Here is an 18,934-nt window from a genome sequence, read left to right as displayed (position 1 = left end):
GAGCAGCGTTGATTCTCCGCCATGCAGCGCTATTTTTTCGATCAGTGCGAAGGGCTCAAGGTGAGATTGGATCGGGTGGGCATGGTACTCCCGAATGAGGATGCGGCCCGGAAGGAGGCCCTGTGTGAGCTGGCCGAGGCGTTCCGCGAGGCCGCCCTGACCGACACGGGGACCCGTCCCGCAATCCGCATCAGAAACGAGCAACGCGTTGTGGAAACGGTGACTAGCCTTCTCCAAAGGGGCTGAGCTTGACACCTGGGGGACGTCGTCTCCCCCGCTCTGGGGGGTAGTCCGGCTCCATTCGGCGGCCATGCGGAACTCCTCTGGTTGGACCGAAGCTAACGGCGACGAATGAATCGCCGTCGGAGGACCCAAGCAACCAGAACCGGCCGATGCGGCTGGGCATTCAGCTTCCGGCAGGCGGTTCAGGTCTGTGAACGCCTTTGCTCCCGCTACAGCGCTCCTAGCCACCACCCGCCTAGATCACCAGCTTGAGGCTGGGCCGACACAAAGAAAGCTTGCGCCGTCGGGCATCAGCTAGGCCAGCGGACCGACGCTTGTGAGCTGACGGGCGTACTCGCGATGAATCATTTGGAAGCAAGCACATGAGATCTGCCGAAGAAGGTCAGGATTAGTGATCTCGATGTGCCCGCGATGAGTGCTGATCACGCCCTGATCCTCGAGGTCGCTCAGGCATTCAGTCACGCTTGCGCGCCTCACGCCAAGTAACCTGCTGAGGACATCGTGGGTGAGCGGCAGGTTGTGATCATCCAAGCTTTGGCAGGCCACCAGCAGCCAGCGAGCCAGTCGCTGCTTGAGCGAATGGACTGCATTGCATACCCCAGATTGGGACGTCTGCACCACAACCACCGCAAGGTACCGGTGAAGGACCTGACGGAACGTGGGAAGACGGTTCGCCAACTCCAGGAAGTCGGGTGCGGAGAGCCGCAATGCCGAACCGCCCACCTGCACGATCCGCCGGTGCGGTGGAGCGTGAGCTTGGCCTGTCAGGAGAAGAAGCGCACCGACAGCGCCTTCGCTGCCAATGAGCCAAGCCTCCACATAGTCGTTCTCACCGACCTTCGCACTCACGGATACCAGCCCGTCCGTAATAAAATAGACATGTTCCAACGAGGAACGCCAGTGATGAAGGATTTGGCGAGGCCGAAGCCGCACTTCTTCTGCCCTGGACTTGATTGATTGGAATTCCTCTTTTGGAAGCAACCTGAGTAGCCGATTCCGTGAAACCGGCGCCGTCGCCTCGCTCCCCGTTGCTATATCGTTCAAGGCCGGGCTCCAGCACAACCGGGGGACTTTCCGGGATATGATTCCTCACATCAAACCCGAGCGCAAGCGGCGAAATTCCGCGCCGAACGGACACCTGGCTGGTATCGTTCAGCTTCTTGCGATCGTCGCTCTCCGTAGCCGAGCCTTGTTTGCATGGCAGTATTTGCTCTCCTAATGCACTACTTGGGACAGGAGCAGAGAGATAACTGATGGCAGGCGAGTTTCGCAAACCTTTGAGCGTCTCGGTCGATGCACAGCGGCTGCCGCTTGGAACGAAAGCTGCTACATCTCCCAACGACGGCGCCCTCGAACACCTCCCTGTATCCACTCTGCCAGACACGCCCGTGCAACATCCCATTGCTCCTGCGACACGTTGTATGCGCGGTGTCGTACCAAACTCGCACGAGCAGGCAGGACTTAGCTCCGCTTTCGGAAGTAACTTGTCGTCCAAACGAAGGGCAGCTGGCGGCGACCAGCCCTGCTGAATAGCGGACCGGGTTCACAGGGTCCAAAGCGAGGCCACGATGTTGATCGACACCCAAATGGCCAACCAGATGCAGGACGCAATAGATGAACCGTTTCGAACTCTGCCTGAGATCTATAAGACCGACGAAGTAAAGCTGGAGATCGCGCGCGCCGTTGCGTTCAGCACGTTTCCATACCAGGCGGCCGCACGACGGGCCATTATTCAGATGTTCGCGACGCTCGATCGCGCGGTGAGAAATCGCAGGAAGCTGGCCAACCATCGAAACTAGTTCGACGGTCATAGCCGACACGACCAGAGTGCCGGTCGAGGGTACAACATGTAGCGCGCGAACTGTGGTTCCGGCGAAGTATCGCTCGGTATTGTAGATCCCAAGCGCCTATCGAGAGGTGCCTTGATGCGACCCGCTGAACTAGCACACGCACGGGCTATTTTGGACGTGATCAGGCGAGCTCCAAAGAGGCGCGCTGCTTTTGTTGCCGCGGCGCCGCAATGCGCGCAGCGCACCGCGCAATTCAGGACACCGCGCAATTCAGGATCAGCTCAGGCGTGCAGTGTCGATGCTGATCTCAAACAGCGGGCCACGAGGGCCGCGCACGGAAAGGCGCCACTGCTGCCCAGGGTCCAGATTGCTTTCGAGCGTCTTCAGGGTCCGCAGCGCCTCGCGCCACGCTGCGTTATCGTCCGGCAGCTCTTCTCCATCGCGGTCGCTGAAGGATCTGTGATTGTGGATGTGGAAGAAGTATCGCGGCACTACGATGATCCTCGTCGGCGCATCGGCAGATATCATAGCTACAGATCCTGCTCCCGCAGAGGTTCAATGGCTCGATTTTCGGTACGCTTGCGCACAAAGCCGTGGGGCTCCCTCTGCTATTCGTTCCGCCCACGTCAATGGGCGCCATGGGCGGTGAAAATTTGTTACTCACGGGTACGATGGCTCGTGGAGCGCACGAGTTCTAACGAACGACTGGCGCCCCGCGGCGTTGTAGGTGCAACACCCACTTCCGCTCCCTCCTGTGCGAAAGTACCCGCATGAACGCGCGCACAACAAACGGCTCTCAATCGCGAAATGGCTCGCTCTGGAATCTTGCGGCCCTAGGCCAACTCCGAGGCGCGCTTACTGTTGACGACATTCGCAAGTCGCTTCCGATCGATCGGATGAGCGATGAAGACGTCGCGGCAACGATGGCCTATCTTGAAGAAAAAGGCGTTGAGGTCCGAGTGGACCCGAGCACGGCCAGACTCTCTCGCAGCCCTACATTGTGGCGCTGATGACTGAAGCGGCCGAACTGAAGCCCGCCCACAAGGTGCTCGAAGTTGGAACGGGCTCCGGCTATGCCGCGGCGGTGGCCTCACGCCTCGCCAGAACTGTTCACACCATCGAGCGGCATGGCCATTTGGCCAAGGTCGCGGCAGACCGTCTTTCGGCGCTCGGATACACAAACTGTATTGTCCATACGGCGGATGGCACACGAGGCCTGCCCGATGAGGCGCCATTCGATGCGATCCTGGTCGCTGCCGGCGGACCCACGCTACCGGAGCCGCTCAAGAAGCAGTTGGCAATCGGCGGGCGCCTCGTCATTCCCATCGGCGATTTCGAACATGAGCAATCATTGCTGCGGCTCACCCGCCGCAGCGACTTCAAGTACGAGGAAGAAACCTTCGGAGCAGTCCGTTTCGTGCCACTGATCGGGGAGCATGGATGGGCCGAGGATGGGACGCGCTCTGCCAGCAACCACGTCCCCGGACACACCCATTTCCGTTCGCTCCCTGATATGATCCGGTCCGCCCTCGAACCCTTGCCAGCTTTCGACGATTCGCATTCGGTGCGCTGTTCGATCGCTTCGCATCCTCTCGTGTCGTCCTGCTCGGCGAAGCCAGCCACGGCACGTCTGAATTCTACCAGGCGCGAGCCGCGATCACGCGTCACCTGATTGAGAAGAACGGCTTTACGGCCGTTGCGGTCGAAGCGGATTGGCCTGACGCCGCCGCGATCGACCGATACGTTCGTCAGCGAGCCTCCCGCAGCTCGGGCGGGAAGCCGTTCGAGCGCTTCCCGACTTGGATGTGGCGAAATACTGATGTCGCGGGTTTCGTCGAGTGGATGCGCGAACACAACGACAGCAAGCCTGCAGGCGAGCGCGCTGCATTCTTCGGCCTCGACATATACAACATGCGAAGCTCGATCGCGGCTGTCCTCGCCTATCTCGATAAGGTAGATCCTGCGGCAACGGCAATTGCGCGCGAGCGTTATGGGTGCCTGACCCCTTGGCAGCGCGAGCCATCGACCTATGGCCGCGCCGTCCTCACCGAAGGCTATCGGAAATGCGAGGCGGAGGTGGTCCGGCAGTGCCAGGACATCCTGGGAAAGGAACTCGATTACGCCACGAACGACGCGGACAGCTTCCTGGACGCCGCGCAGAATGCGCGTCTTGTCGCCTCCGCCGAGCGCTACTACCGAATCATGTATTACCGAGGCGCCGAATCCTGGAATCTGCGCGATACGCACATGTTCGAAACGTTGCAGCACATCCTCGAGGCCCAAGGTGCCGGATCAAAGGCGGTGGTCTGGGCGCACAATTCTCATATCGGCGATGCCCGCTTCACGGAGGTGGGCGTCGCCCGCGAGGAGCTCAACATCGGCCAGCTTTGTCGAGACAAGTTCGCAGGCGCAGCGAGCCTGGTTGGATTTGGCACCCATACCGGCACCGTGGCCGCCGCATCGGACTGGGACGGCAAGATGGAAGTGATGCAGGTGCGGGCCTCTCGGCCGGACAGCTACGAGCGCCAGTTTCATGAGGCGGGTGTGGCGCGCGGCCTGCTCGAGTTTCGCCGCGACGAAAGCCTTCGCCGTCGGCTGCTCGAGCCACGCCTCGAACGCTTTATCGGCGTCATCTACCGCCCGGACACCGAACTGCAAAGCCATTATGCGGAAGCCTCGTTGCCTCAGCAGTTTGATGCGTTCTTGTGGCTTGACGAGACTCACGCCGTGCGGCCGCTGGGACCGGAACATCGCCGTTCCGGCGTCCCCGACACCTACCCTTTCGGCCTGTGATGCGACGCCGCGGGCGGGCCATATCGAAGCTCCAGACGTTGTCCTGCTATACCGCGACGTTTGCGAGATAGCCTAGGGCGCGCGATCACAAGAAAGCCGCTATAGCGCAGCGGGACATCCCGGCCGTATCCAGCCATATTCGAACGCCCTCCCCGCCATCTGCGGCCGCGCGGCATTGACCGACAGCGCATCGGCAATTGCCGTCGTAGGAGCAAGAGCGGCCGCCTGAACCAGCGCGACGAGCAGCAACAGCAGGAATGTATCCGCCCGGAGCAAGGCAGCGGCGGCTGCAGCCGCCACGATCGCACAGCCTGCGAGCACAAGGCGCAACGATCCGAGCAGGTCGGCCAAGGCTGCGACCAATGGCAAGGAGACGAGACGCATCAGCATCGCAGCGGTGAGCAGCCAGCCAATCTGCTGAGCAGTCAGGCCCTTGGTTTCGAAGAACTTTGGCCAGAACGGTGATGCGACGCCGAATGCTGCGTAAAGCGCAACATACAACGCGACATAGGCTCCCGGTCCAGCTACGCGCACCGCTCGATCCCGTCCTCTTAATGGCATGGCCGGCGTGAGGCGGTGAGGTCAGTTACGCACGCCACTTGCGGCCAATAATTCGAACATTCTCGAACCGCTCGCCGGTATCCGCAATGGCTGGATTCGGCCTCGTCGATTCAAGACGCGAACCAGCATCTCGCGACCTCGTTATTCCGGCACCTGAGCAAACCGGCGAACGCCGGTCTTCGAAGCGGAACAGCCAGCATGCCGAACAATGAGGAACAGAGCTACCTGGAGTCGCTCGTCCGCGAGGAATTCGAGCGTTGCCATCCCGACGATACGTTCGAGGATCTCAAGCGGCGAGCGGCCTTTTGTAAGGAAGACAAGGGGCTGCTGCGGGACTGGATGGCCGTCGCGAGGGCCCGTGCCGCAGCGGAACGCGCCAAGCTGACGGCTATGGACCCGGCCGCATGAGCCAGGAGACCCGAGGCTACTCGGCGCCGGCACGAAACATGGCGCGCGCGACATCGAGCTCGCTGATTGCCCGGCGCAGTGCCTTGCGCGCAGCTGCTTTGTCGCCCTGGGCGGAGGCGTTACACACCTCGTCAAGATGGCGCATCGCTGCCTTGGCGTGCAGGACCAACTCTCCGGCACCTGCAAAGCCAGTTCGGCGTTTGGGGTCCTTCATCGAATCCGCTCCACCGCTGGTGCTGCGCTTGGGGCCAGCACTCTGCTCCGGCTCGCCCGACCTTGCGCCAAAAAAATGCCGCTGTGCGCCCATGCGGCCCTTTGAGCAGATGAGCTAGGAGTGCGCCTTCACGTTTCAAGGCTGCTACACGTGGCGGCCGAGCAGCGCCGGGCCGCTATGGGCTTGCCAGGCCTGGCAGTTCACTTCGAATGCCCGTCATAATAAAATTTACGCCGATCGCGGCGACGATGAGGGCCATCACGCGGGTCATGACACTGATGCCGGTACGACCCAGCACCCGCTGGATCGCCGCAGCCATCCATAACGTCAGCCCGATCAGGAAAGTAGCCAGGAGCGCGGCGGCCGCGAGGAATGCCTTTGCAAGCCACGCCGGATTGTCATTGGAAAGGGCGATCATGATGCCCATTTCGGCGGGTCCGACCAGCAGCGGAAAGGCAAAAGGGGTAATGGCGAGCCCGTGCACATCGAACTCGCTGCGGCTCGCCTCGTCTGAGCGTGGGATCAGCTTGCCATATTGCGCCTGAAACATTTCAAACGCGATGACCAGCGCGAGCAGCCCGCCCGCAATGCGGAAATAGTCCAGTCCGACATTGAAGAACTTCAGGATCTCCTTGCCAAGGAGCACCGAGCCGACGAAGAAGGTACCTACCGCTGTGCAGGCCAGGAGTATCACCCGATGGCTCATTCCGGCGCCCGCGTGTCGAGTGAGCGCCAAGAAAATCGGAATGGCGCCAACAGGGTTGCTCAGTGCGTACAGGAGCATGGTAATTCCGATAAATTGATTCCAGGCCATGGCTTGTCCCCACATGCCTTCTGCAATGACCGCAGCTACCGATTTTCCCTATATGGATGCAGGAGATCGGAATTTCAGCGATAAGCACCTGAGGACTCCTCTGCTACCGCGGGGCCTGCCGGGCACCGCCGGCCGCGGGCCTGACCCAATGATGCTCTTTCGCGAGGCCTTTCTGCATCAGACCGAGAAGACGGTCGCCGAACATGGCTCTCGGCTAATAGATGCCGATCGCCGCTCCATCGAGAACGCGATGGCCGATCTGCGGGAGGCGTTAAAGGGCAATAATGCACCAACGATAATCTCCAAAACTGCGACGTTGGAGCAAGCGTCGGCGAAGATCGGCGAGGCTATCTATTCCCGGCAGCAAGGAGAGGCCCAAAGAGCCGGCGATCGATCGACAACTGATGAAAACGTGGTGGATGCGGAATTCACTGAGATCGATGATGACGGACCCCACAAGAAATCGGCATAGACGAGATAACACTCGTGGGCGACTGCAAGGGAGTGGGTGAGACCGCAAGCGGTGCGGTGTAAAACCTGTACGGACCAACTGACGAACGGATCACCTTCGAAAGAAGCGTGGCCGCATGGCCGCAACCAAGGTAACTGCGATACGGTTACGGCTGGGGAAGGACTCAACACAAACCAGGAATTCCAGCCACGCGGCGATGTAGGCGGCTTCTTTTTTCGCGCAGAGGTGCACGAATTCTTCTCTCTAAACAAGGAGTTCGGCAAGGCTCGCGGTCATAACCAACATCCTGGCTGCGCAGTCGCTGGAGACCAGGACGGAAGGCGAAGTGTTGACTGGCGGCAAGACAATTGCTCTTCGCATGCTGAAACGAGCAGATGTGGGTGGAAGGCGATCCGATCGATCTGTCGCCGACGATCGAGCAAGCCATAAACGGGACGGCCGCTACCGCAGCGTGAGATCCTTCGCACGGCAACTGTCATGGCACCGACAAGGCTTCCGGTGGACGGTACATCACCGCGAGAAAACCGTCGGTCGCAATCCTGCGACCGTCGATATTCAAGCTCCGGCGCTGCATGCAATGCTCTCCCAAGTTTTATGGTCGCGCAAAGACGATCTCGCGTGGGCTCTCTTGGAAGAGGGCGGCTTCAATTGGACGAAAGCGCAACCTTAGTTGCGCACTACTTCGTGCTGCCGTTCAGGGGGCGGCTTCAACCGCTCGATCGAGCTGAAGTGCCCGGCTTGGCTTCCGATTCCGCAGAACTTGTGCTTATCTCGCAACGAACCCGAATTGAGGATCTCGACGACGCGATTCGGGAAAGGGTGGTCAATGACTGATCAGGCGCGAGAAGGTCTCGAGCTGCTGCTCAAGAACCGTCAATCGGACAATCGGCAATCCTATCTCGTACGCGGTCGCCGGTACGAACAACTCTCGGCCAAGGATCTTTGCAAGCTCTGGGCGGAGCAGATGAACCGCTGGGCCGACGACTCGATCGCGTTCGACCAGAGAGCGCTCAACGATCTTGGGGTCGAGATGGGATTGCGGGAGATCGCACCGCCCCTCGAGCAGATCGCGGAAGCGAGGCAGAAGATTCTCGCGAAATCGGGAAAAGCGTTGGCGACAGTTCTTGCAGACCATCCGGACACAGAATAGCGGTCGTCAACGGTCGCGTGAACGAGGCCCTCTAGCCAACAAGGTATCGTCAGCCCCTCTTTTCACATCCATAGAAATGCGACGCCGTCCCTGACGTGCATTGGCATAGGTGAGCCGGCTCCCTAATCTGAAATTAACAACGGAGGTCGGGATGAACGAGACGCTGCTGTTCTCACCACTACGTATCCGGGACGTCGAATTCAAAAACCGGATCGTGGTCCCGCCCATGCTTCAATACGTTGCGGACCGTGGCTTTCCGACGCCCTGGCACATTACCAACGCCGGCAAGTTCGCCGCAGGTGGCGCCGGTCTCGTGATCGTGGAGTCGACCAAGGTCGAACGCCGTGGCTGCGGGACAGTCGGAGACCTCGGTATCTGGGAAGACAAGTTCGTCGCCCCGCTTCGTGACATCGCGAGCTTCATCAGGTCGAACGGCGCAACCGCCGGCATCCAGCTCGGACATACCGGCCGGAAGGGCAAGGCCCGCCGTCCGTGGGAGGGAGACGGGACCCTCTCCGATCATGAGCTTGCGGCCGTCGACGACGTTGACGGCTGGGACCTGATCGGTCCGAGCGCACTTGCGTTCGGCAACGGCTATTTTACGCCCCGCGCGCTGGAACGCAGCGAGATTCCCGATGCGATCGACGCCTGGGGCAAAGCGGCGGCGCGCGCCGACCAGGCTGGCTTCGACGTCGTCGAGCTGCATGCCGCCCATGGCTATCTGATCCATTCGTTCCTGTCGCCTGAGGCGAACCAGCGAACGGACGACTATGGCGGCAGCGAAGCCAACCGGATGAGATTTGCCATCGAGGTAGCCGAGTCCGTGCGCGCCAACTGGCCGGGGTCAAAGCCGCTGTTCGTCCGTCTTTCGATCGAAGACGAGGCGGGCTGGGGTCCGGCGGAGAACGCCAGGCTGGTTCGCATCCTCAAGACGAAGGGCGTCGACGTCATCGACTGCAGCACCGGCGGCCTCAACAGCAAGGCCCCCAACTTCTTCCGCCTCAACGAGTACGGCTATCAGGTCCAGTTTGCGGACTATATCCGCCGCGAGGCAGACATCATGACCATGGCGGTCGGCCTCATCATTCACGGCGACCAGGCCGAAGCGATCCTTCAGGACAAGAAAGCCGATCTCGTCGCTGTCGGCCGAGAGTTCATCCACAACCCGAACTGGGCGATGGACGCGGCGCAGAAGCTCGGCGTCGATCCGACCTTCAGCGCGGTCCCGCCCCAAATGGGCTACTGGCTCGAAAAGCGGGCCCGCCGCGGCTTTGGCGGAAATCCCTCCACGTGGCAAAAGGGCATCGCGTCGGATAGCTGATCTCCGCCGGGCGCTGTTGTGTAGCGACATTGCCTGTGCTGATTGTTTGCGAGGCGTGCTGCGGCTCGCCTCGTGAACATCCAGCAATTGCGGGCGATCACCAGACATGTCGTACGAAGACTTTATCAAGCAGACCGAGGCGCGACGGCCGGCGGCGTGGGAGTTGCTCGGCGTCGGCGCCGTTTCCTACGATCAGACACGCGATCGTGTCGTGATCGAATGGCATGCCGAGCCTCGGCATTGCCATTCCACCGAAGGGCATCCCAAGGGCGGCATCGTACAGGGTGGAATCGTGACGGGCTGGCTCGATGCGGCTATGGCGACCGCGAGCCTGCTGCGCGGCGAATACCTGATTACAGTCGCGAGCCTCGAGATCAAGGTCGCATTCCTGCTGGCCGCACACCCGGGCCTGTATCGGGCTTACGGCAAGGTCGTCCGGCAAGGACGCAGCGTCGGCTTCCTGGAAGCCGAGCTGCGGGATTCAAACGACGTGCTCATCGCAACGGCGAGTTCGACGGCGGCTCTACGGTCCAAGACTCCCGCCGGGACCAGCCCGGCGTAATCCTTTCGCAGCTCTCGGGTCTCAGAAGCCGTAGAGTGTGGCCGGATTGTCGATCAGGATCTTTCTGCGGACGGCCTGGTCGGGCACGCAGCGCCTGAACAGATCCATCAGCACGGACTCCTTCGGGACGGCGTCGTCGGCGTGCCCTACATGCGGCCAGTCACTGCCCCAGACCAGCCGGTCGGGGTTGGCCGCGACCAGCGCCTTCATGAAGTCCTCGGTGTCCTTGTACGGGCTGCCGACTCGCGTGTTGCGATCCGCACCGGACAGCTTGCACCAATAGCGGCCGCTCTTGAGGCCGCGGTCGCAGAACCACTGGTAGCCACCGTAATTGACGGTCTTGTCTGCCATGGTGCGACCCTGATGGTCGATGACGAAGTCGAGCGGGAGCTTCTCGATTTCGGGCGCCAGTTGTTGCAAATCGCCGGTCTCGATCCAGAGCTGCGCGTGCCAACCGCGCTCGGCGATGCGCGGCGCCAAGGCCTTCAGGTCGTCCAGATTCATGCCGCCGCCCGACAACACGGGCTTGCCGTCCTGATACAGCAGATTGATACGAACACCCTTGAAGCCGGCATCGGTCAACTCGTCCAGCCGCTTGTCGGTGACGTCCTGATTGAGGATCGCGACCGCGCGCAGCAGGTCCGGAAAACGCTTCAAGGCTTCGAGCGTGACCTCATTGTCCGAGCCGGCATTGCCGGCATGGACGATGACGCCGCGCGAAATGCCGATCGACTTCCACACGTCGAACAGCATCTCGACCGGGAATTCCTGCTTTGGAGCGAATTTTCCGGAATAGTCGACCGGGAAGCGATTGAACGGCCCGTAGATATGGACGTGGCAATCAGTGCTGCCGTCCGGGAATTTTTCGAGCTTCTCCGTCATATTATCCCTCACTTACCGGTGAAATTGGCGGATCGGCGCTCCGCCGTGGATTTGACGCCTTCACGGAAATCGTCTGTCACGCGCAGACGGTTCTGCTCGGCGAGTTCATGGTCCGTCGCCTTCTCGACGCGGTTCGCCAGTCCGCCACGCATGGTTGCGCGGGTCGACAGCAGCCCGAGCGGCGAGCATTCGGCAATCTCCTGCGCGAGCGACAAGGCCGCCGCGCGGACCTGGTCCTGAGGGACCAAGACGCTCGCCAATCCCATCGCAAGTGCCTGCTCACCAGTGACGCGCCGGCTGGTATAGAACATCAGCTCGGCGTTTGACTTGCCGATGGCCTCCGGCAGCGTGACAGTCAGTCCGAAGCCGGGATGGAAGCCCAGGCGCGTGAAGTTCGCGGCAAACCGGGCCTCGGGACACGTCACGCGGAAATCCGCCGACATCGCCAGACCAAAGCCGCCGCCGATTGCGGCGCCCTGCACCGCTGCGACGATCGGCTTCTTGTTCCGGAAGATGCGCACGGCCTCGATATAGAGGTGACCCCCGTCTTGCCGATCATTGTTGGCCTGCGCGTCCCGGGCCGGCGTATTGAAATTCGCGCCGGCGCAAAACGCCTTGCCCTGCGCGGCAAGGACGACGGCGCGGATCTCGCCGTTCGCATCGATCTTCTCGAGTGCGTCGGCGATGTCCCGAATGAGCTGGAGATCGAAATAATTCAGCGGCGGCCGCTGGATCTCGATCATTGCAACGTGGCCTTGCGTGGTAACCGCGATATCAGTGCTCATGTAATGTCAGATACCTTTTTTCCTGATCAGCGAAGTCCAAGTCCGCGCGCGATGATGCCGCGCAGGACTTCCGTGGTGCCGCCCTGGATCGTGAGCTTCGGTGCGATCTTGAGCTCGAAATCCAGCTTGTTGCGGAAGCTGTCCTCTTCGTCGTCCTTTAGGTCGAGCAGCGAAGCGAGCTCGCGCACCCGGTGCGGCAGCGCCTGTTCCCAGACCGTGCCGAGATCCTTGACGATTGCGGCCTCGACGACGGGTTCGCGACCGGCCTCGAGCATGCCCGCCACTGAGACCGACATGCGGCGTAGCGTGTGCAATTGCGCGACCAGCTTCCCGATGCCGACCGTCACCCGGACGTCTGGCTTCGCGCCTGCCGCGTTGGTGAGCGCGAGCAGTGCGTCGTAGGTTTCGAGAAACCGCTCTGGCCCGGAGCGCTCATAGGCCAGCTCGCTCGTGGCCTGCTTCCAGGCGCCATCGACCTCGCCGATGACGTGATCGTCCGGAATGAAAGCGTCCTGGAACACGACCTCGTTGAAGTCGCGCTGGCCGCTCATCTGCCCGATCGGCCGGCAGGTGATTCCGGGCGTCTTCATGTCGACCAGGAACGAGGTCAGACCGTGCCGCCGGTTTTCCCTGGTCGAGCCGGAGGTTCGGAACAGGCCGATCATGTAGTCGGCAATGTGCGCGCTGCTGGTCCAGACTTTCGTTCCGTTGACCCGCCAGCCGCCGTCCGTCTTCGTCGCTTTGGTGCTCGCTGCGAACAGGTCCGAGCCTGAATTGGGCTCGCTCATGCCGATGCAGAAGAACAGCTCGCCGCGGATAATGCGCGGAAGCACGTCCTGCTTGATCTTCTCATGGGCGTAACGAATGAGGGTCGGGCCACTCTGCCGGTCCGCAACGAAGAAACGGCGCACGGGCGCATTGGCGACCCGCATCTCCTCGGTTACGACGTAGCGCTCGAGGAAGCTGCGCTCCTGACCACCATATTTCTTTGGCCAGGTCATGCCGATCCAGCCCTTCGCGCCAACGCGACGGGAGAATTCATCGGCATTCTTCGCGCCGACCTCGGGCCTATCGGGATCGAACGTTCCTGCGGCAATCTCGCTCTCCAGGAACGCCCGGACCTCCTTGCGCAGCTCCTGGCAATGAGCCGGCAGGCGCATGGCGTCGAAATGAATGAGGGACATCGTGGCTCCTTTCAGCGAGAGGCCAGCAGGGGCCAGAGCTCCCGGGGGCCTCTGGCGGTGATGAACTCGCCGAGCTTGAGGCTCCAGAACGTTTCGTCCCCGAACTCATCACGCCACGACAGCAGACGCAGCGTGAAGCGGTGCAGGATGTGCTCGTCGGTGAAGCCGATCGCGCCGTGCACCTGATGAGCAATTCCGGTTCCGACCTCAGCGGCTTCGCTGCAGCGAATCTTGGCCGCAGCAACCTCCAGCAGCGCGGCGGCGTCATCGAAGCCGGTGTTGGCGATGGCATCGGCAGCGGACGCCGCAGCGGATGCTGCAGCAGCGACTTCGCCGCCGAGCCGCGCGAGGCTATGCTGAATCGCCTGGAACTTCGAGATCGGCTTCTCGAACGCGACACGCTGCTGCGAGTAAAGAACCGAGAGTTCGAGAATCCTGTCCAGAGCGCCTGCAATCTGCTGCGCTCGCGCCGCTGCGCCCATCAGCAGGAGAGCGTCCTTGTCACGTGCTTCCGGATCCTCCAAGCGCGCACTGTGAACCGGCAGAACGTTCGCGAACTCCACGGTGTCGCGCGCGTCCCCCGCGAGGCTCTTGCCGGGCTTCAGCTTGCAATCGGCGGTTCGGACCAGAGCGACCAGCGGCCCCTCGTCCCCAGTTGCCAGCACGACGAGATGCTCGACATCGCTCGCGAAGGGCACCATGCGGGCCCGGCCGTTGACGCGGCCGGTCTTGTCGAGTGTGAGGTGATCTTTCGGCCGAACCGGCGCCACCGTCATCGGCCCGCCCGGCGCGGTCAGGCCCGCCCGGTCCAGCAGCCACCCGGCCAGAAGCGTTTCCGCGAGCGGCACTCCCAAGGCCGCGCGGCCGCCCTCGCGAATGATGCCGAAGCCATCGCCAAGCGACGCCCCTGCCCCACCGGCGGTCTCGGAAGCCCAGGCGAGGTCCAGTCCGATCTCCTGAAGCGACGACCAGAGCGGTGCCTTCCAGGCATCGTCGCGCTTCTGGACAATGGTCTGCGGATCGGCCAGATCCGCAAGGACACGCGCGGCTGTTTCGACGACGAGGGTTTCGGAAGCTGACATCGTCATTCTCTCACTATGTGGATAGGGGGCGCGGGCCGATCACGCCCTCGCTCCGCAGCGTAGCGATCTCGGGCTCTGACATGTCGAGCATCGACGACAGCACCTCATCGGTGTTCGCGCCCAATCTGGAGGAGACCGCGGCCGGCAGCCTGTCCGCGCCGTGAATGCGGATCGGGCTGTCCGGAATGACGATCCGCCCGAACTGCGGATGCTCGATCCATTCCAGCATGCCGCGTGAATGCATGTGCCGGTCGTTGCACACCTCTTCCAGGTCGCGGACCGGTGCGGACGGCACCTTGAATTTCGCCAGTGCGGCGCAGGCCTCCTCGCGGGTGATCTTCGAACTCCAGTCCGCGATCAACTGATCGGTTTCGTCCATGTTGCGAACGCGCGCGACCTTGTCGCGGAACCGCGGATCGTCCGCGAGTTCCGGGCGCCCGATAGCCTGAAGCAGGTTGCTCCAATGCTTGTCGTTGGTTGCGATGATCGCGATGTAGCCATCGCTCGCCGGATAGACGTTGTATGGCGCCGCGGAGAGCCCGCCGTGTCTATTGCCGGTGCGCGGCGGTGCCCTGCCGATGTCGTACATGTAGGCCAGGTTCGAGGCGAGCGCGGGAAACACGGCCTCCTGCATCGCCACTTCCACCAGCCGGCCGACGCCCGTCATCTGCCGCTCGTACAACGCCGTCATCACCCCGGCATAGAGGTGAATTCCGCTCATGAAATCGACCAGCGCCGGGCCGGCCTTGACGGGCGGGCTATCCGGAAAGCCGGTGACGCTCATCAGTCCCGACGCGGCCTGCACGGTCACGTCCATGGCCAGATTGTCCTTATCCGGGCCCGACAGCCCATAACCGGATCCCGACGCATAGACCAGCCGGGGATTGAGCTCGTGCAGCACGGACCAGCCGATCCCGAGCCGATCCATCACGCCCGGCGCGTAGTTTTCCAGCAGGACATCGGCGTCCGTGACCAGGCGCTTGAGGATCTCCTTGCCCTTCGCGGATTTCAGATCCAGCGTGATGCACTTCTTGTGACCGTTCAGCATCGCGAACGGTGCGCCCGACCCGCGACTGACGCTGTCGCGCTGACGAACCGGTTCTCCGGCAAGCGGCTCGATCTTGATCACCTGGGCCCCGGCCTTGGCCATCAGATAAGTTGCGTAAGGGCCCTGATAGACCTGACCAAGATCGATGACCGTAAGGCCATCGAGCGGAAGATTGCGTCGACCCTGCATGTGTCTGTCTCAAATCCCTTGCAACGAGCTATGTCCGCTAAGCGCCGAGATAGGCTTCCTGGATGTCGGGGGCATCAGCGATTTCGCCGGCCGTTCCTTCGCGCACGATCGAGCCCACTCTGAGCACATAGGCCCGGTCGGCAATCTTGAGCGCCGCGCGCATGTTCTGTTCGACCAGAAGCGCCGAGAGGCCCTTGGCCCGCAGCGCTCCGATCGCGCCGAGCACGAATTTGGAGAAGAACGGCGACAGACCGAGTGACGGCTCATCGAACAGGATGAGCCGCGGACGCGCCATCAAGCCGCGGCCGATCGCCAGCATCTGCTGCTCACCCCCGCTGAGATTTCCGGCGGCCTGTCCGAAGCGCTCGCGCAGGCGCGGAAACATGTTGAGCACGTCATCGACCGTAAACACGGGCCCGCTGCCGAATGCGTCGACGATCTTCAAATTCGCCTCGACCGTCATCGACGGAAATATCTCGCGCCCTTCGGGGACGTGGCTGATGCCGGCCCGGCTGAGCGTCCAGGGCTTGCGCCCGTCGATGCGCTGATCCGCGAACTCGATGCGGCCCGCAGTGATCGGCAGGACGCCGGAGATCGCGTTCAACAACGTGGTTTTACCCGCGCCGTTGGCGCCGAGGATGGCGACGATCTCGCCCCGGTTGACGGAGAGCGAGACGCCGCGGAGCGCGACGACCTTGCCGTAAGCCGCCGACACGTCCTTGACAGCAAGCAGCGTGCCATCACTCGTCATCGTCGGCCCCCAGATAAGCGGTCACGACTTCAGGATGACTGAGAACGTGATGCGGCGCGTCGACCACGACAGGCTTGCCGTCGACGACGACGAGCGCGCGGCCGCAGAGCTGCCGGATGACGGCCATGTCGTGCTCGACGATCAGGATGGTCCGCCCCGGTGCGATCGCACGGATCAGCGCGATGAAGTCGGCGGTCTCGCGCCCGTTCATGCCGGCCGCGGGCTCGTCGAGGAACATGATCTTCGGATCGGACATCAATGCGATTCCGACGGCCAGCCGGCGCTGCACGCCATATGCCAGCACACCGGCCTTCCGGTGCCGCTCTCCGTCGAGGCCGATCAGCGCAAGAACCTCCTCGACGCGGGCCTGGAAGGCCTGCTGATCCCGGACATAGGACTTGCTGCCGATAATGCGGCCAAGGACGCTGTGGTCAAAGCTCGCATGGCGCCCGAACAGGAGATTTTCCAGCACCGTGCTTTCGGCGAACACCGCAGTTCTCTGAAAGGTTCGGGCGAGGCCTGAGCGCGCGATGAGATGCGGCGGCATCCCCGAGATCTCGCTTCCCATGATGCGGATCGATCCGCTGGTCGGCACGGTGATGCCGCAGAGGATGTCGAACAGCGTCGACTTGCCCGCACCATTGGGGCCGATAATGCCAAAGATTTCGCCTTCCTCGACATCGAGGCTGACGCCGTTCAAGGCCGTCACGCCGCCATATCGTTTGACGATGTCCCGGGCCGAGACGACTGGACGCTCAGCGGCTGCGATCGTCATCTGTCCTCCTTCCGAGCCGGTCACGCAGAGCAACCCCCAGTTGATGCAGTCCGCCGGGGGCAAACATCATGATCAGGATGATGATCGTCGAGAACACCAGGATCCTCACGTTCGGATCGAGGTTCATAGCCTGCGGTATCAGCGTGAACATCGCAGCGCCGATCACCGGTCCGACCACCAGCTGCGCGCCGCCCAGCAGGACCATCAGGAGCCCGTCCACCGTGTTCGCGACGCTGAAGACCTCGGGCGTGACAATCTGCGTGTAGGGAACGGCGAGCGCACCAGCCAGCGCGGCAAACGGCGCGCTCAGCATGAAAGCCTTCAGCCGGACGCGCGCCACATCGACGCCGACCGAGCGCGCGAGATGAGGATTCTGCCGGACACTGTCCATGGCTGCGCCGAACGGAGACCGGCGCAGGGCCACCAGGAAGACGATCGCAAGCAGAAGAATGGTGGCGGTGACCGCGAAGTAGGTCTGCGGATCCGACAGCTGTAGCGAACCGATCTCGATCGGCGGAAAGCCGAAGAGGCCGAGCGGTCCCCCGGTGATCTCCTCGAGATTCGTCGCTGCGACCATGGCGACGCCGGTCAGGCCCCAGGACACGATTGAGAAATAGGCGCCGGTCAGACGCAGCGTGATGACGCCGATGATGGAGGCCAGCACCACGGAAAGCACGAGCGCGATCAGCACCGCGACCTCGAACGGCAGCCCAAGCTTGCCCATTCCGATCGCCGCGCCGTAAGCGCCGACGCCGAAAAACAGACATTGGCCGAGCGGCACCTCGCCGACACCGCCGAGGATGATGTTGATGCTCAGAGCAAACAGGGCGAACGCACAGGTGTAGCCGGCGAGGGTCACCACGAACGGATCGGTGAACGCGAAGGCGAACGCCGCGATGGTCACGACGGCGCAGGCGACGTAAATGGCCTCTCGCACGGCGCGCGCAGCCCTGTTGCCGTCCATGGCGCCGGCCTGCTTCCTGTCCATCATCGTGCCGAAATCCTGGATCGCCATCTCAGTGCCGATGCTGCTGGACTTGGCCAAGCAGTCCTTGCGGTCGGAACAGTAGCGTGGCGATGACGAGGCCCCAGCCCAGCGCGGGCGTCCACGAGACAGAGACGTAAGTTTCGCACAGCGCGTTAGCAACACCGATCAAAAGCGCACCCAGCATCGCGCCCGGAATACTGCCCATTCCGCCCAGGATGACGACCGTGAAGCCGACGATCAGGGCGCTGTATCCCATGGTCGGATAGATCGTCGAGATCGGCGCCAACAGCGCGCCTGCAAGACCAGCGGCGGCGACGCCTAGCACGAAGGCCAGCGCGCGGATCCAGGGAACATCGATGCCGGAATAGAGCGCGCCACGCGCGTTCTGGGCGACGGCCACGACCTGCTGGCCCTTTATGCTCAGACGGAGCCACAGACCGAGCGCACCGAGCACGAGAACTGAACAGACGAAGATGAACGCGCGTTGCGACGTCACGAAGATACCGAGAAATCGCATCGTGCTTTGTCCGAGCGGCGATGTCACCGGGAGCGGGTCCGGCCCGAAGATCAGGATCAATGCGGCCACCGCCGCCTGACCGAGCGCGAACGTGACGATCAGTGAGCCGTGATGTGAATCGCCATAGAGGCTGCGACGGATGACCACCCATTCTGTGGCGGCGCCGATGGCCACGACGATCAGCACCGACAGCGGAACAGCGGTGAAATAGTTCACGCCTCGCGACGTCAGCAGGTAGCAGGCATAGCCGCCCATGGCGAAGAACGCGCCATGGGCAAAGTTTGCAATGCCCACAATTCCGAAGATCAGCGTCAGGCCGACGGCGATGACGGCATAACCGGCGCCCAGCACCAATCCGTTGACGAGGGTTTGAACTAGAAGTTCCAAAGCCGTACGTGCCTTCTA

General features: G+C 62.3%; 22 protein-coding genes and 1 pseudogene. 9 read left to right on the top strand and 14 right to left on the bottom strand.

What is annotated here, in order from left to right; translation table 11 throughout:
* Positions 1-21: 21 nt before the first annotated feature.
* A complete protein-coding gene (locus BcanWU425_RS04085; protein WP_204512664.1) occupies positions 22-246 on the top strand; it encodes a DUF6894 family protein in 225 nt (74 codons plus the stop codon).
* A 291-nt stretch (positions 247-537) separates the two neighbouring features.
* On the opposite strand, the gene BcanWU425_RS04080 is transcribed toward BcanWU425_RS04085, so the two are convergent.
* Positions 538-1,131: a Crp/Fnr family transcriptional regulator gene (locus BcanWU425_RS04080; RefSeq protein WP_204512665.1), complete on the bottom strand. Its 594-nt coding sequence runs from the start codon at positions 1,129-1,131 to the stop codon at positions 538-540.
* A gap of 680 nt (positions 1,132-1,811) precedes the next feature.
* Between BcanWU425_RS04080 and BcanWU425_RS04075 the strand changes: the two genes are divergently transcribed.
* Positions 1,812-2,042, top strand: a complete 231-nt coding sequence (locus BcanWU425_RS04075; RefSeq protein WP_231189948.1) for a hypothetical protein — start codon at positions 1,812-1,814, stop codon at positions 2,040-2,042.
* Between the two features lie 267 nt (positions 2,043-2,309).
* Here the strand turns inward: BcanWU425_RS04075 and BcanWU425_RS04070 are convergent, their stop codons facing one another.
* The gene (locus BcanWU425_RS04070) at positions 2,310-2,561 is read right to left on the bottom strand and encodes a DUF6894 family protein (RefSeq protein WP_210350923.1); all 252 of its coding nucleotides are present in this window, start codon (positions 2,559-2,561) and stop codon (positions 2,310-2,312) included.
* A gap of 242 nt (positions 2,562-2,803) precedes the next feature.
* On the opposite strand from BcanWU425_RS04070, the gene BcanWU425_RS37660 reads away from it, so the two are divergent.
* Together BcanWU425_RS37660 and BcanWU425_RS04065 are read left to right on the top strand one after the other, a co-directional pair.
* Positions 2,804-3,043 (top strand): RNA polymerase sigma factor region1.1 domain-containing protein, encoded by a 240-nt coding sequence (locus BcanWU425_RS37660; protein WP_204512667.1) that lies wholly within the window; start codon positions 2,804-2,806, stop codon positions 3,041-3,043.
* Positions 3,004-4,826: pseudogene (locus tag BcanWU425_RS04065) on the top strand (erythromycin esterase family protein); the annotation flags it as partial. The gene BcanWU425_RS37660 and the pseudogene BcanWU425_RS04065, both read left to right, overlap by 40 nt.
* Before the next feature lie 99 nt (positions 4,827-4,925).
* Here BcanWU425_RS04065 and BcanWU425_RS04060 read toward each other — a convergent pair.
* Positions 4,926-5,360, bottom strand: coding sequence for an MFS transporter (locus BcanWU425_RS04060; RefSeq protein WP_231189945.1), 435 nt, complete (start codon positions 5,358-5,360; stop codon positions 4,926-4,928).
* 225 nt (positions 5,361-5,585) lie between these two features.
* Between BcanWU425_RS04060 and BcanWU425_RS04055 the strand changes: the two genes are divergently transcribed.
* The gene (locus BcanWU425_RS04055) at positions 5,586-5,795 is read left to right on the top strand and encodes a hypothetical protein (RefSeq protein ID WP_231189941.1); all 210 of its coding nucleotides are present in this window, start codon (positions 5,586-5,588) and stop codon (positions 5,793-5,795) included.
* Between the two features lie 16 nt (positions 5,796-5,811).
* Here BcanWU425_RS04055 and BcanWU425_RS04050 read toward each other — a convergent pair whose 3' ends face one another.
* Together BcanWU425_RS04050 and BcanWU425_RS04045 are read right to left on the bottom strand one after the other, a co-directional pair.
* Positions 5,812-6,009: a hypothetical protein gene (locus BcanWU425_RS04050; RefSeq protein ID WP_085351032.1), complete on the bottom strand. Its 198-nt coding sequence runs from the start codon at positions 6,007-6,009 to the stop codon at positions 5,812-5,814.
* A gap of 175 nt (positions 6,010-6,184) precedes the next feature.
* On the bottom strand, positions 6,185-6,823 hold the full coding sequence (locus BcanWU425_RS04045) for a MarC family protein (protein ID WP_231189939.1): 639 nt from the start codon (positions 6,821-6,823) through the stop codon (positions 6,185-6,187).
* 25 nt (positions 6,824-6,848) lie between these two features.
* Between BcanWU425_RS04045 and BcanWU425_RS04040 the strand changes: the two genes are divergently transcribed.
* The 4 genes from BcanWU425_RS04040 (at position 6,849) to BcanWU425_RS04025 (ending at position 10,328) form a co-directional block, all read left to right on the top strand.
* A complete protein-coding gene (locus BcanWU425_RS04040; RefSeq protein ID WP_231189937.1) occupies positions 6,849-7,295 on the top strand; it encodes a hypothetical protein in 447 nt (148 codons plus the stop codon).
* A gap of 826 nt (positions 7,296-8,121) precedes the next feature.
* Positions 8,122-8,445 carry a hypothetical protein gene (locus tag BcanWU425_RS04035; RefSeq protein WP_231189929.1) on the top strand — a complete coding sequence of 108 codons (324 nt, stop codon included), beginning with the start codon at positions 8,122-8,124 and terminating at the stop codon, positions 8,443-8,445.
* 151 nt (positions 8,446-8,596) lie between these two features.
* Positions 8,597-9,766, top strand: coding sequence for an NADH:flavin oxidoreductase/NADH oxidase (locus BcanWU425_RS04030; RefSeq protein ID WP_231189926.1), 1,170 nt, complete (start codon positions 8,597-8,599; stop codon positions 9,764-9,766).
* 106 nt (positions 9,767-9,872) lie between these two features.
* Complete coding sequence (locus tag BcanWU425_RS04025; protein ID WP_231189924.1) at positions 9,873-10,328, top strand: PaaI family thioesterase; 456 nt, start codon at positions 9,873-9,875, stop codon at positions 10,326-10,328.
* 21 nt (positions 10,329-10,349) lie between these two features.
* Here the strand turns inward: BcanWU425_RS04025 and BcanWU425_RS04020 are convergent, their stop codons facing one another.
* Genes BcanWU425_RS04020 through BcanWU425_RS03980 form a run of 9 tightly spaced genes read right to left on the bottom strand, consistent with a single transcriptional unit; the run spans position 10,350 to position 18,880 of the window.
* The gene (locus tag BcanWU425_RS04020) at positions 10,350-11,210 is read right to left on the bottom strand and encodes an amidohydrolase family protein (protein WP_231189921.1); all 861 of its coding nucleotides are present in this window, start codon (positions 11,208-11,210) and stop codon (positions 10,350-10,352) included.
* Positions 11,211-11,218: 8 nt separating this feature from the next.
* Complete coding sequence (locus BcanWU425_RS04015) at positions 11,219-11,995, bottom strand: enoyl-CoA hydratase/isomerase family protein (protein WP_231189918.1); 777 nt, start codon at positions 11,993-11,995, stop codon at positions 11,219-11,221.
* Positions 11,996-12,021: 26 nt separating this feature from the next.
* Positions 12,022-13,179: an acyl-CoA dehydrogenase family protein gene (locus BcanWU425_RS04010; protein WP_231189915.1), complete on the bottom strand. Its 1,158-nt coding sequence runs from the start codon at positions 13,177-13,179 to the stop codon at positions 12,022-12,024.
* 11 nt (positions 13,180-13,190) lie between these two features.
* Complete coding sequence (locus BcanWU425_RS04005) at positions 13,191-14,261, bottom strand: acyl-CoA dehydrogenase family protein (protein WP_231189911.1); 1,071 nt, start codon at positions 14,259-14,261, stop codon at positions 13,191-13,193.
* A gap of 13 nt (positions 14,262-14,274) precedes the next feature.
* Positions 14,275-15,498, bottom strand: a complete 1,224-nt coding sequence (locus tag BcanWU425_RS04000) for a CaiB/BaiF CoA transferase family protein (RefSeq protein WP_231189908.1) — start codon at positions 15,496-15,498, stop codon at positions 14,275-14,277.
* A 37-nt stretch (positions 15,499-15,535) separates the two neighbouring features.
* Positions 15,536-16,249: an ABC transporter ATP-binding protein gene (locus tag BcanWU425_RS03995; RefSeq protein WP_231189906.1), complete on the bottom strand. Its 714-nt coding sequence runs from the start codon at positions 16,247-16,249 to the stop codon at positions 15,536-15,538.
* Positions 16,239-17,024 carry an ABC transporter ATP-binding protein gene (locus BcanWU425_RS03990; protein WP_231189904.1) on the bottom strand — a complete coding sequence of 262 codons (786 nt, stop codon included), beginning with the start codon at positions 17,022-17,024 and terminating at the stop codon, positions 16,239-16,241. The genes BcanWU425_RS03995 and BcanWU425_RS03990 overlap by 11 nt, the downstream gene beginning before the upstream one ends.
* Complete coding sequence (locus BcanWU425_RS03985) at positions 17,005-18,069, bottom strand: branched-chain amino acid ABC transporter permease (RefSeq protein ID WP_231189902.1); 1,065 nt, start codon at positions 18,067-18,069, stop codon at positions 17,005-17,007. Before BcanWU425_RS03985 ends, BcanWU425_RS03990 begins: the two co-directional genes overlap by 20 nt.
* On the bottom strand, positions 18,041-18,880 hold the full coding sequence (locus tag BcanWU425_RS03980; protein ID WP_231190856.1) for a branched-chain amino acid ABC transporter permease: 840 nt from the start codon (positions 18,878-18,880) through the stop codon (positions 18,041-18,043). Before BcanWU425_RS03980 ends, BcanWU425_RS03985 begins: the two co-directional genes overlap by 29 nt.
* Positions 18,881-18,934 lie beyond the last annotated feature (54 nt).

It is taken from the genome of Bradyrhizobium sp. WU425 (genome assembly GCF_021052305.1).
Taxonomy (GTDB): Bacteria; Pseudomonadota; Alphaproteobacteria; order Rhizobiales; family Xanthobacteraceae; genus Bradyrhizobium; species Bradyrhizobium canariense_D.
Note: the sequence above shows the minus strand (reverse complement) of the source record. Positions and strands in the feature narration are given on the sequence as shown.

Coding starts and splice junctions, on each gene's coding strand:
- BcanWU425_RS04005 (WP_231189911.1), bottom strand. CDS start 14,261: ATGTCAGCTTCCGAAACCCTCGTCGTCGAAACAGCCGCGCGTGTCCTT.
- BcanWU425_RS04035 (WP_231189929.1), top strand. CDS start 8,122: ATGACTGATCAGGCGCGAGAAGGTCTCGAGCTGCTGCTCAAGAACCGT.
- BcanWU425_RS04000 (WP_231189908.1), bottom strand. CDS start 15,498: ATGCAGGGTCGACGCAATCTTCCGCTCGATGGCCTTACGGTCATCGAT.
- BcanWU425_RS04055 (WP_231189941.1), top strand. CDS start 5,586: ATGCCGAACAATGAGGAACAGAGCTACCTGGAGTCGCTCGTCCGCGAG.
- BcanWU425_RS04075 (WP_231189948.1), top strand. CDS start 1,812: ATGTTGATCGACACCCAAATGGCCAACCAGATGCAGGACGCAATAGAT.
- BcanWU425_RS04040 (WP_231189937.1), top strand. CDS start 6,849: ATGACCGCAGCTACCGATTTTCCCTATATGGATGCAGGAGATCGGAAT.
- BcanWU425_RS37660 (WP_204512667.1), top strand. CDS start 2,804: ATGAACGCGCGCACAACAAACGGCTCTCAATCGCGAAATGGCTCGCTC.
- BcanWU425_RS03995 (WP_231189906.1), bottom strand. CDS start 16,249: ATGACGAGTGATGGCACGCTGCTTGCTGTCAAGGACGTGTCGGCGGCT.
- BcanWU425_RS04050 (WP_085351032.1), bottom strand. CDS start 6,009: ATGAAGGACCCCAAACGCCGAACTGGCTTTGCAGGTGCCGGAGAGTTG.
- BcanWU425_RS04085 (WP_204512664.1), top strand. CDS start 22: ATGCAGCGCTATTTTTTCGATCAGTGCGAAGGGCTCAAGGTGAGATTG.
- BcanWU425_RS04070 (WP_210350923.1), bottom strand. CDS start 2,561: ATGATATCTGCCGATGCGCCGACGAGGATCATCGTAGTGCCGCGATAC.
- BcanWU425_RS04015 (WP_231189918.1), bottom strand. CDS start 11,995: ATGAGCACTGATATCGCGGTTACCACGCAAGGCCACGTTGCAATGATC.
- BcanWU425_RS04010 (WP_231189915.1), bottom strand. CDS start 13,179: ATGTCCCTCATTCATTTCGACGCCATGCGCCTGCCGGCTCATTGCCAG.
- BcanWU425_RS04030 (WP_231189926.1), top strand. CDS start 8,597: ATGAACGAGACGCTGCTGTTCTCACCACTACGTATCCGGGACGTCGAA.
- BcanWU425_RS04045 (WP_231189939.1), bottom strand. CDS start 6,823: ATGGCCTGGAATCAATTTATCGGAATTACCATGCTCCTGTACGCACTG.
- BcanWU425_RS04025 (WP_231189924.1), top strand. CDS start 9,873: ATGTCGTACGAAGACTTTATCAAGCAGACCGAGGCGCGACGGCCGGCG.
- BcanWU425_RS04020 (WP_231189921.1), bottom strand. CDS start 11,210: ATGACGGAGAAGCTCGAAAAATTCCCGGACGGCAGCACTGATTGCCAC.
- BcanWU425_RS03990 (WP_231189904.1), bottom strand. CDS start 17,024: ATGACGATCGCAGCCGCTGAGCGTCCAGTCGTCTCGGCCCGGGACATC.